We start from the raw sequence: 12,204 nt of genomic DNA on the forward strand, positions 1-12,204 counted from the left end.
TGCACGCGTAAAAATATTTTTACTTGTATCCAATATTGGGGATGTTAAGTTTTTTTTCAAGCGTAGAAACAAAAAAAGAGAGCATAATGCCCTCTTTTTTTATTTTATTGTTATTAATTGCTTATTTATCAGACGATACGAGTTTATTTTCTTCTTCTGAGTAAATTAACAAAGGTGATGCATCACCCATAATAACGTTTTCATCAACAACCACTTTGATTACATTTTCAACTGAAGGCAGGTCATACATCGTATCTAATAACACAGCTTCAACAATAGAACGTAAACCACGTGCACCAGTTTTACGGTTCATCGCTTTCTTAGCCATCGCAGTTAACGCTTCAGGACGGAATTCAAGTTCAACATTTTCTAAGCCGAATAAAGCCGCATATTGTTTTGTAATTGCATTTTTAGGTGCAGTTAAAATTTCAACTAATGCTTCTTCATCTAATTCAGTTAATGTTGCAACTACTGGTAAACGCCCGATAAATTCAGGAATCAAACCATATTTTGCTAAATCTTGAGGTTCCACTTTCTTGAACGTATCACTTAATGACGCTTTAGCATCTTTATCGCGTACGGTTGCACCAAAGCCAATACCAGCACCGGTGTTAATACGTTGCTCAATAATGCTATCTAAACCAGAGAATGCACCGCCACAAATAAATAATATTTTAGATGTATCAACTTGAATAAATTCTTGGTTTGGATGCTTACGCCCACCTTGTGGAGGAATAGAAGCAACGGTACCTTCAATCAGTTTCAATAATGCCTGCTGAACACCTTCACCAGAAACATCACGAGTGATAGATGGATTCTCAGATTTACGCGTTATTTTATCAATTTCATCAATATAGATGATACCGCGTTGCGCTTTCTCAGGATCGTAATCACATTTTTGTAATAGTTTTTGAATGATGTTTTCAACATCTTCACCCACGTAACCAGCTTCAGTTAAAGTGGTTGCATCAGCCATTGTAAATGGTACATCTAATAAACGAGCCATGGTTTCAGCCAGGAGTGTTTTACCACTACCCGTTGGACCAATCAGCAAAATATTAGATTTGCTTAACTCAACACCATCGGCGATATCACCGTGTTTTAAGCGTTTGTAATGATTATAAACAGCAACAGATAGCACTTTTTTTGCTAAATCTTGGCCAATAACATAATCATCTAATGACGCACGGATATCATGGGGTGTTGGTAATTTTTTATTGCTGTTAGTACTGGTTTCAGCATTACTTGTAAGCTCAGCAATTTCTTCTTTAATGATGTCATCACAAAGATCAACACATTCGTTACAAATATACACAGAAGGTCCTGCAATCAGTTTTTTAACTTCATGCTGACTTTTACCACAGAACGAACAATACAATAGGCTGCTATTAGCATCATTGTTGTTTTTATCGGACATAGTTATCGTTATCCCTTATTTATGCTCTGCGAGTTAAGATTGAGTCAACAATACCATAGTCAACTGCTTCTTGAGCTCGCATAAAGTTATCACGGTCAGTATCCTGAGCAATAACTTCAATATCTTTACCCGTATGGAATGCTAATAACTCATTCATACGCTGTTTTGTTGCTAAAATTTCTTTTGCATGTATTTCAAAATCAGAAGCTTGACCTTGGAAACCACCTAGTGGTTGGTGAATCATCACCTTAGCATTAGGTAATACATGACGTTTACCTTCAGCGCCACTTGCTAATAAAAATGCGCCCATACTAGCGGCCATTCCCATACAGATAGTACTTACATCTGGTTTGATAAATTGCATTGTATCGTAAATTGCCATACCAGCGCTAATCGAGCCACCTGGTGAATTAATATAAATGTAAATATCTTTTTCTGTGCTTTCAGACTCTAAAAAAAGTAACTGCGCAGTGATCACGTTAGCCATGTGATCTTCAACAGGACCGGTTAAAAAGATAACACGTTCCTTTAATAGTCGAGAATAGATATCATATGAACGCTCACCTTTTGCCGTTTGTTCAACAACCATAGGGATAAGTGCGTTACTGATTTGTTCCGTATTTCCAGCAAATGGGTTAGTCATATTCCATCCTAATTATTTATTTTTATTGTTTGCGTTAAAAATGAAAATGGCCCGAGTGAAATCACCCGAGCCATTGAAATGTATAACCACTTGAATTAATAGTTAAAGAAACTATTAAGCAGCAGGTTTATTCATTACTTCATCGAACGATTTTTTTACTTCAGCTACTTTAGCTTTTTCAATGATAAAATCAACCGCTTGCTCTTCTAATGCAACATTTTCCATGTTTTGCATTAGTTCTTTGTTGTTTTTGTAATATTCAACAACTTCAGATGGGTTTTCGTAAGCAGAAGCAGCATTTTCAATTAATGCAGCAACTTTTTCTTGGTCAACTTTTAATTCGTTAACTTTGATTACTTCACCTAGTAAAAGACCTACTTTAACACGTTTTTCAGCTTGCTCAGTAAACAGTTCAGCTGGTAACTCAGGCAAGTTGCTTGGGTCCATTTGCTTACCGTAACGTTCCATAGCTTGTTTACGTAATACGTTAACTTCACCATCAACTAATGCTTTAGGCACTTCGATTTCGTTGTTTTCAACTAATGCAGTTAATACGTTGTCTTTTGCAGTATTTTTTAATACTTGCTCAAGTTCACGTTGCATGTTTTTCTTAACGTCTTCTTTAAGAGCAGCTAGGTCACCACTTTCAACGCCGAATTTTTTAACGAATTCTTCTGTTAACTCAGGTAATGTTTGCTCTTCAACTTTAGTTAAGTTGATTGCAAATTGTGCTGTTTTACCTTTTAACTGTTCTGCATGGTAATCTTCAGGGAAAGTTACGTCGATGCTGAACTCTTCGCCTGCTTTTTTACCAACGATACCTGATTCAAAACCAGGGATCATACGGTTACTACCTAAAACGATTTGGAAACCTTCCGCTTTACCGCCTTCAAATAATTCGCCGTCGATAGAACCTTCAAAATCAACAGTTACTTGGTCATCGTTTTGAGATTCACGCTCAACGTCATTCCATTCAGCATGTTGCTTTTGTAATGTTACTAACATTTTATCTAAATCAGCATCTTCAACTTCAGCAGTCACAGTTTCTACTGTTAATGCGTCTAATTCATTTAATGTTACTTCTGGGTAAACTTCAAATGTTGCAGTGAAAACAAAATCTTCACCTTTTTTACGTGCAACAGGTGCTACAGCAGGTGCGCCAGCTGGGTTTAATTTTTCAGCAACAATAGCTTCATAAAAGTTGCGTTGCATGATTTCGCCGCCAACTTCTTGCTCAACAGCTGCGCCAAAACGCTTAGCAATAACTGATGCTGGAACTTTACCTGGACGGAAACCATCAACACGTTGTGTTTTTGATAAATGACGTAGACGTCCGTCAAATTCTTTATCGAATGTTTCAGCAGCAACAGTAATTGTTAATACGCGCTCTAGGCCTTGTGTAGATTCAACAGAAACTTGCATTTTTATTCCTTTATCTTTTACGTTAAAAATTGTATTTACTGATAAAAGCCTATTTATTTATTCGCTTTCATCACTAAGGTGTATTTGCTTAGACTAACCGCATGATAAAATAACACCTTAATCAAAAATCATTTTATGATTTCTATAGTGAAATTTAAGACGCGCCATTATAGACACTGTTTTGCTGATAGTCGATAGGTAGCAGATAGTAAAAACCGAGTGCTAGCTCAGTTTTTTAGAAGATCAGTGCTATTTTTGGCAATTCATAAAAAAATAAGTGCTAAAAGAGCAAATAGTTTTAGACCTGTGATCGCTTTCTGTTTATAAATTTTATGATTCAGCGATAGTAACTGCTTAAATACTTGCAGGCCATTGCATAGGTACTTGTTTAGATACTTGTTTAGTAATTCGTAAATGCTTGCTTAAATAACGCTCACATTCAAAGTGGTTAGCAACTGACATCATCAAATACCTTTAATGTTCGCCCGCATATAACAAGCGAGAGCAAGACTAAAAAAATTAAACCATGCTATTTAGATAAATTAACAGCATTAACGTTTTTAAAGCACGCGGATTTAACATTGAAGCACTTATCATTTCAAACTAAGAGGGATAAGCCATGACTAAAAGCGACAAGATAAATTATTTGGAATATCCAGCGAAAGATTTAGCGGCAACTAGAAGTTTCTTTACCCAAGTTTTTAACTGGCAATTTACTGACTATGGGCCAGATTATATTGCGTTCGTCGAAAAATCAGGACTTAACGGTGGTTTTTATCGTTCTCCGCTAATCTCTAATTCAGCTAATGGTGCTGGACTGACAGTATTTTATACCATGGAAATAGCTGCGCTTGAGCTAAAAATAGTGCAAGCCGGCGGTAAAATAAGTACCCCGCTGTTTGCGTTTCCGGGTGGTGTGCGCTTTCATTTTACCGAACCAAGTGGCAATGAATTCGCCGTTTGGTCTGAATCTTAAGAAAAGTAGTTCAATCAATATATAGCTTTAGCTAATAAGCCTATTAAATGCGTTATTAAAGGGCTTGTTACAGCGCTTAGCGCAAGCTTTGTTAGCTCTTTCATTACATAGCTTGTTAAAAGCAATTTTAAATAACGCTTAAATACTGTGTTAACTTTTTATTCATTAGCTAACACAGCACTATTTTTTATTGAGCGACCAACCCACCAACAAAAAATCCTTGGATCCCAGAGAATACAATTTGTGCGCCAATAGCAGAAACAAATAATCCTGTGATTTTAGGTAATACCTCTAAACCTTGCTGACCTAATAAACGTTGGATCTTATTAGAGAACAACAGCACAGCTGCCACCGAAACTACAGCAGCAATCAAGGCTAATACCACCACAATCGTATCGGCTAATCCATCTAACTCAGCACCAATAACCATTAATATACCAATCATACCTGGACCAACTGTTACCGGAATAGCTAAGGGGACAATGGCAAAATCAACACCGCGTTTATTAGAGCCTTCTGGTCCTTCAGGCACTTCTGTGCCGCCTTTGATCATTTCTAACGCACTTAAAAATAACACAGTACCAGCACCAATTTTAAAGGCATCTAATGTAATACCAAATAAACTGAAAATATATTGACCGAAGATCAGGAATACTAAGCTAATGATGAGCACAGTAATGCTTAATTTAAGAATAATTTGCTTCTTTTCCGATGAGGTTAATCTTTTACTCATGATCAAAAAAACAGATAACACAAAAAACGGTGTCATCATAAAAAATAGTTTTAAATATAGGGTAATTACTTGTTCCATCTACTGTCTCATTAACAATTAAAAAAGTGTTTCCGACGCTACGCCAGAAAATTCAGCGCATGCTAACATAGACGTATTTAGAAGCTAGATAGTATTTAAAATAAATCTGTGTTTATGAGGAAATGAGTCAAGGTTTAAACCTGTCAGCGGAAGGATCTATTTTACGATCAACTGTCCCCTTCAACACAATGTAGATGCAGACAGACTCTAGACCGGAGCGCTAACAGGAGTAAATAAAAAACATTAAGTTAAATCAACAAAGCGAGCCGATAAAAGATCTGCTAAGTCTTGCGCTGCTAACTGTATCTCTAACCCTCTTTTACCAGCACTTACATAAATAGTTTGTTGTGCTAATGCACTTTCGTCAATCAAGGTTGGCAATTGTTTCTTTTGACCAAGTGGACTAACACCACCCAACACATAACCCGAAGAACGTAATACATCATTTTTATTCGCCATTTGCGCTTTCTTAGCTTTTAATGCCGACGCAACTGCTTTTAAATTAAGTTGTTCCGTCACTGGTAGTACTGCCACCACTAATTGCTTATCAACTTCCACCACCAATGTTTTAAAAACTTGTAGTGGGTCCACATTCAATTTCTCAGCGGCTTCTAAACCATAGGATTCAGCTTTTTTATCATGTTTATATTGATGTACTTGAAACGTTATTTTATTTTTTTCTGCTAATAATATTGCCGGTGTCATTTTTACTCGCCTATTATCAATAAATTAAGTATCTACCCATTGCCCAATTAAAACTGCTTGCTGTTTGCGAACATAGCCCTTGCTAGCATAGCGGCTTGCTAAAATAGTTATGTTCTCAGTAAGTACTCATTAATTTGTGCTTAATCGTTCAGTTAAACGGCTATTTCTACTTGCTCTATTCCTCACTGAACTGGCCACTAATGAAAGATCAGCAATCAGCGTTAATTGTTTTTTTGCACGTGTAATACCCGTATAAATCAACTCCCGATTCATCACAGGTAACGCATAGTCAGGCAAAGCCAGTAAGGTATGTTTAAATTCTGAACCTTGGCTTTTATGCACCGTCATGGCAAATACCGTTTGATGAGTAGGTAATCGACTAGGTTGAAAGTCAGCCACGGAACCATCGGGCATCACGAAATAAACCCTTAATTGCCCACTTGGATCGGCCAAACACACACCAATATCGCCATTAAACAATCCAAGGTGATAACTGTTTTCAGTCACCATCACAGGTCGCCCAAGGTACCAAGTTTGTGTGAGATCGAAACGACGTGCTAATAAACCCGCCTTTTGCAATATTTTTTCACAGCGATGATTTAGATTATCAACACCCCACTCCTGCTCACGCGTTGCACAGAGAATTTTAAAATCATTAAATTGCTGTAACAATTTTTTCGCTTGATCGCGGTTATCGTCATTAATCGCGCATATATCAGATAAATAAGGGCCATAACCCTCAATCACTAGCTGTTCAAAGATAGCATCACTTTGAGGGTCATTAGGATAATAATTTAAGTCATCGTATTGTTCACATAGTCGCAATAGTTTGGCTGCAGTAATGCCGCCTTTATTGATCGCCGATGCTAAGTAACCAATGCCGGAGAATTGATCAAAACGGTAGCTTTTTTTCAATAAACATAAATTATCCGACATTCTTGTTTGGGATACTGCTGTTTGGGATATTGTAGTTTTAGTCGTAGCAGCTTCGGATGCAGCAGCTGTCGCAATGTTTGCTTGATCTAATAAACTATCGAAACCAGTTAAATCTGCTAATTGCTGTGCTTTTTGTTGGCTATAACCCGATTCAATAAACGAACAAATATCACCTAATACTGCGCCCGCTTCAACGGAAGCTAATTGGTCTTTATCACCTAACAAAATTAAACGAGCATGATCAGGTAAAGCACTCAATAACTTAGCCATCAAAGGTAAATCAACCATAGAGGCTTCATCCACCAGCAGCAAATCTAATACTAACTTGTTGTGTTCGTGGTGACGAAAGTGGGCGCTATTATTACGTACCCCTAATAAGCGGTGAATAGTACTAGCATCAGTAGGAATAAGCTGTGCAACGGTTTTGTCTAAATCTAAATCTGCTAATGCGTTAGTAATCGATTCCGTTAAACGTGCCGCCGCTTTACCCGTTGGCGCGACCATTTTTATCATTAAATCCGGCTCAGCATGTAATAACAAAGCTAACAGTTTAACCACAGTGGTGGTTTTACCTGTCCCTGGACCACCTGAAATAACACAACGCGCAGAGGTTAACGCCAATGCCGCGCTTATTTTTTGCCAATCACAACGCACGTGATTGCTTATTAGTGTTGCTAATGAGTTTAAATCATCCGCGCAGTTTGCTTTACTGAAAACAGCGGCAACCGCTCCCCAATCAACGGCAGCATTATCGATAACATCTAAAAACTTTTCACATAAAATCTGTACCGATTGAGTGTTATTTTGTTGCCATGCCTGCCATAAATAAGTGTACTGAGGTTTAAACAACTGTTCTAAATATGCTTTGCTTTCTTCACTTACCATTACAGCAATAGGCTGCAAAAGTTTATCTGAAATAAGTTGCTCAAATTCAGCGTAACGCGCCATGAATAAAGCGTCATATTGCAAGCGTAAAGGCGCATCGTCACCACAACAAATACTTTCATTTAAGGCATAATGCATTTGTTGTTGATCATGAAAAATACAAGACACCTTTAGACGTTCACTTTCAACCTTTGAATCGATACCAAGCTGCAAACAATGTTGATGGAACAAACTACCTATTTTATCGATAGGTAAACAAATATGACCGCCACCGAGTTGCTGACTCACTAGCGCAGCCGCTAATTGCATTAAATTATCAGCCCCTAATTGCGCCATAAATTTTGCAAAATGGAAGTCTATTGGGCGAATTTGTTGATTTAACTGGCAGCGCTTTAATAACGCTAACATATCCTGTTCACTTGCGCTGAGCTGTTCGCTTATGATCCCTTGTACCGACTTAGTGCCAAGGTTATTGTTTTTATCTAGCATGACAACTCCTCTCGCAGTTTTTCTGCGCTTAACTCACCGCTTAATAACTTATCTAATTTATCAATCAGTTCGAACTTTGGTTTAGTAAAATAAGAACCTGCATTGTGCTCTCCTTGCATTCCCCGTAAGAAGGTATAAAACACACCGCCAATATGTTGCTCGTAATCGTAATCATCTAAGCGTGATTTTAACAAACGGTGTAATGCCAAGGTATATAATTGATATTGAAAATCATAACGATGCTCAACAATTGCATCGGCCATGCCCTGTTCACTATAATCCGCGAGACTATCACCTAAGTAGTTAGACTTATAATCCAATACAAAATATTGCCCTTGATATTCAAAAGTTAAATCAATAAAGCCTTTGAGCATGCCTTGCACTTGGTTGAACTGTAATAAACCCGCACGTGCCGATAAAGGGTCATAATGAGTAATCAACTGGTTCACCGATGACGCTTCAATCGGTTGCATCGGAATAAAGAACTGCATCTCTACTTTCTTTTGCGCTTCACTTAATTGCGACAGCGATAACTCAGGGTATTCATTGGCAGCTAATTGGTGCGCTAAAATATGCGTTATCCATTCACTGACAATTGGTGCCCACTCTTCCGCTGGTTCATAACCATTAATAATTAAACGGTCCGTTAACCAAGGGATCAACTTATCTGCGGGGCTATCTTGAAAATCAAGTTCTTCAAACAACTCATGTAAAAAAGTACCGTGTTTTGCACCACGCGGAAAACTAAATACATTATTAACTTGCTGCTCTTGCGCTACTAGAGTCGGTTGTAGTAACGAAGGTTGCTGTAACTGTTCTAAGGTTTGAACGCTTTCTTCTGGAATTTTTTTGGTCTGTTTATCTTCAATGGTCGGCGCGCTATGGAAACGAGATAAAGCCGAGTAACTAGTCACCCACCAATTTTTTTCAATGTGTCCAGCAAACTGCTGCGGTGCAATTAATTCAGCCGCAGATTGACTGGTCGCTTGATAGGTTTCACTCAAGGGATTTGGTGTATTACGAATACCGATATTTTTCGACATGTCACACACACTTTTTAATAAGTGTTGCAGTTTTTGGTCATCACCGGCCTGTAATTCTTCACCTGCTTTAACACATAAATAACCCAACGCACTTTTGGTTAACGGTGATACTTTAGCGCGTCCTCTTTTATAAGGGCCAATGCCTAAATAACAACGATAAACACTGCGCGTTAAACCGACATAAAGCAGTCGAATATCTTCCGCTAACAACTCTTTGGCAGTACTTTCTCTATTTGCCTCTTCGCCATTTAAATCAAATACTAAACGTTGTTGGCTATCGTGAAACAAACACTCTTTAGGTTCTCGATATAAACCACTAAATGGAATAAACACAATATCGTATTCTAGCCCCTTAGATTTATGCAAAGTACTTACCTGTACTAACTCTTTTTCACTTTCTAAACGTTGTTTCTGCTCACCTTGCTCGTTTTTAGCATTATTTATCTGCTCGCTAAACCAACGTAATAACGCAAAGGCCCCTTCATACACCATACTGTTTTTTTGCAATAATTCAGCGAGATGTAAGAGATCCGTTAATGCACGTTCCCCTTGGCTTTGCGCTAATAAATTGGCGCTAATACCTTGCTCATGAAAACACTGTTGCAACATCACCAATATGCCACTTTCTTCCCATACGGTTTTATAACGCGCAAAGTCAGCAATTTTAGCTTCCCAACTGGCGGTGTCAGAAAAGGTAAAGTGAATTTGATAAGGGGTTAACGAAAACAATTTACAAGCAATTGCAGAACGTAAATAACGTTCATTACTTGGGTGCAAGCAGGCACTTAATAAACGCAACAAATCCTGCGCTAAAGTACTTGCAAATACACTCTCCTTCAATGACAAATACACACTATTAATATTTTCTTCTAATAACGCTTTACGAATAATGTTGGCTTCGTTACCGGTACGGACTAATACTGAAATGTTATTCGCTAGAATAGGTGATTTATTACCTTCAGAGTCTTCTAAATAAGCTTGGTCTTGCTGCGCCAATAACAATAACGCCTTAACCTCATTCACTGCGGCTTGTGCGCTTGCATATCGAAAGGCATCGCTACTTAAACCACCATTAATATGTAAAAACTGCAATGCCGTCTGTTGATCATCATCGGGGTTATTGACCACTAATTTTTTACGTTTAATGGGTGGCGCTTGCACAGGGAAAAAAGGAATATCTTGATCGTAAATAAACGGTGCGACTCGATGTTGGAAAAAACCGTTTACCGCATCAATCATTTCCGCACTGGAGCGATAGTTATTATCCAAACTATAATGCGCGGTGACCGCATTACGCGCTTTCATATAAGTAAAAATATCTGCACCACGGAAGCTATAAATCGCTTGCTTGGGGTCACCGATCATAAATAAACCTGATTGATCAAAGCGCGTTAATTGTTCTACTTGATCTATTCGGCCTTGAGCTTTAGTGCCGTCTTTAATTTGATCCGGCATATCATTCGCCGCGTCATCAATCGCATCATTAAGCGGATCGTTAAGCTGATCATTATCAACACTAACTTGCGCATAAATCGTATCAAAAATACGGTATTGCACCGGGTCAGTATCTTGAAATTCATCAATCAATGCGATCGGATATTGCTGCTTTATTTGTTGCCCTAAATGCCCTGCTGGTGATACCTGTAATGCATGGTCTAAACGCGTTAATAAGTCATCAAATCCTAACAACATGTGCTGTTGTTTGGTGCTCTGTAAATTCTCTTTTATCCAATGTGTCGCTTTAATCAATAAAGTATTTTTAATTGAAATGTCTTGCTCAAGTAAGGCTTCAACTAATTCAAATGTTGCATGCGTTGGCGCAGCCCCTTTCTTCGTTTTATTAATTAACTCAGCTTGTGAAAACTTAGGTAAGCTTTTAGGTAGTGTTAAGTCCAGCTGGGTAGATAACGCCCATTCACTGACATTCTTAAACCATTCCGGTAAATTACGTTTACTGTAACTTCGCTTGTCGACACCAGAATGCGTGATAATGTCTAAGTAATCATCCTTATCAGCATTCCAGGCTTGTTTAACCTGTGCAATGGCATTTAAACTTTTTTCATATTTACTTTGAAAATCAAAATCAGTAATAGCTGGAATAAACGTTAAATCATTGCGTGACAACCATTGCTGTAATTCTGATTTTAACGCTGCAGGGTTCGCCCAATAACCATAAATAACTTCCGTTAATGACGTAGATAATTGATAAAAATGTGCGCGCCAAAAGTCGTTACAGGCTTGGCTTAAAATTTCAGAATCGTCTTCTAATAAAGTTTGTTGAAATAAGCTACCCGACTCAAAAGCATTTTGTTGTAACATGCGCTGACAAAAACCATGAATGGTAAAAATAGACGCTTCATCCATTTGTAATTCGGCAAAACGTAGTAAACGAATATCATGTTCAAGGTTGGTGCTATCTTCAATCAATTGCTGGCAATAATCATCTTTACTACCGCCTGCAATAAACGCTAAACGTGTTTCACGAATACGCTCTCTAATTCGACTTCTTAACTCTGCAGTGGCCGCTTCAGTAAAGGTCACCACTAAAATTTTATCTACGGTTAATGCCGAACGATGCGCAGTTTGGTTGCTAGCTTGACTAGTGCTTTGCATGGCACTTTGCTTAGTTTGCTCAGTACTTTGAATAGCACTTATATTATCGCTATCTAACGGGGCATCGCCTTGCTTACCATGACCTAACAGCAAGCGAATAAATAAACTCGCAATGGTATAGGTTTTCCCCGTACCCGCTGACGCTTCTATCAATCGACGCCCAAACAGTGGAAAGGTTAACGCCTGTAAAGGGGTTACAGAAATATCGCTATTGATCTCATCATTAGCTATATCAAGGTCGAGGTTTAAATTTTCTTCTACCAT

General features: G+C 38.1%; 8 protein-coding genes. 1 reads left to right on the forward strand and 7 read right to left on the reverse strand.

Annotation, left to right across the window (positions count from 1 at the left end; all coding sequences use genetic code 11):
* Positions 1–121: 121 nt before the first annotated feature.
* The 3 genes from clpX to tig all read right to left on the reverse strand — a co-directional run bounded on the left by clpX (position 122) and on the right by tig (position 3,482).
* A complete protein-coding gene (gene clpX / locus MT391_RS09760; protein WP_166373216.1) occupies positions 122–1,417 on the reverse strand; it encodes an ATP-dependent protease ATP-binding subunit ClpX in 1,296 nt (431 codons plus the stop codon).
* Between the two features lie 19 nt (positions 1,418–1,436).
* Positions 1,437–2,060 carry an ATP-dependent Clp endopeptidase proteolytic subunit ClpP gene (clpP, locus tag MT391_RS09765; protein ID WP_028869508.1) on the reverse strand — a complete coding sequence of 208 codons (624 nt, stop codon included), beginning with the start codon at positions 2,058–2,060 and terminating at the stop codon, positions 1,437–1,439.
* A gap of 114 nt (positions 2,061–2,174) precedes the next feature.
* Complete coding sequence (gene tig, locus MT391_RS09770; protein ID WP_499497769.1) at positions 2,175–3,482, reverse strand: trigger factor; 1,308 nt, start codon at positions 3,480–3,482, stop codon at positions 2,175–2,177.
* A 619-nt stretch (positions 3,483–4,101) separates the two neighbouring features.
* Here tig and MT391_RS09775 point away from each other — a divergent pair.
* The gene (locus MT391_RS09775) at positions 4,102–4,458 is read left to right on the forward strand and encodes a VOC family protein (protein WP_166373220.1); all 357 of its coding nucleotides are present in this window, start codon (positions 4,102–4,104) and stop codon (positions 4,456–4,458) included.
* 187 nt (positions 4,459–4,645) lie between these two features.
* Here MT391_RS09775 and MT391_RS09780 read toward each other — a convergent pair whose 3' ends face one another.
* The 4 genes from MT391_RS09780 to recB all read right to left on the reverse strand — a co-directional run bounded on the left by MT391_RS09780 (position 4,646) and on the right by recB (position 12,204).
* Positions 4,646–5,269, reverse strand: coding sequence for a MarC family protein (locus MT391_RS09780; RefSeq protein WP_166373222.1), 624 nt, complete (start codon positions 5,267–5,269; stop codon positions 4,646–4,648).
* A 243-nt stretch (positions 5,270–5,512) separates the two neighbouring features.
* Positions 5,513–5,974, reverse strand: coding sequence for a Cys-tRNA(Pro) deacylase (ybaK, locus tag MT391_RS09785; protein WP_166373224.1), 462 nt, complete (start codon positions 5,972–5,974; stop codon positions 5,513–5,515).
* Positions 5,975–6,103: 129 nt separating this feature from the next.
* Positions 6,104–8,284 carry an exodeoxyribonuclease V subunit alpha gene (gene recD, locus MT391_RS09790; protein ID WP_499497771.1) on the reverse strand — a complete coding sequence of 727 codons (2,181 nt, stop codon included), beginning with the start codon at positions 8,282–8,284 and terminating at the stop codon, positions 6,104–6,106.
* Positions 8,278–12,204: an exodeoxyribonuclease V subunit beta gene (recB, locus tag MT391_RS09795; RefSeq protein ID WP_499497773.1), complete on the reverse strand. Its 3,927-nt coding sequence runs from the start codon at positions 12,202–12,204 to the stop codon at positions 8,278–8,280. The genes recD and recB overlap by 7 nt, the downstream gene beginning before the upstream one ends.

It is taken from the genome of Vibrio sp. 1-Bac 57 (assembly GCF_037546855.1).
Taxonomy (GTDB): Bacteria; Pseudomonadota; Gammaproteobacteria; order Enterobacterales; family Psychromonadaceae; genus Psychromonas.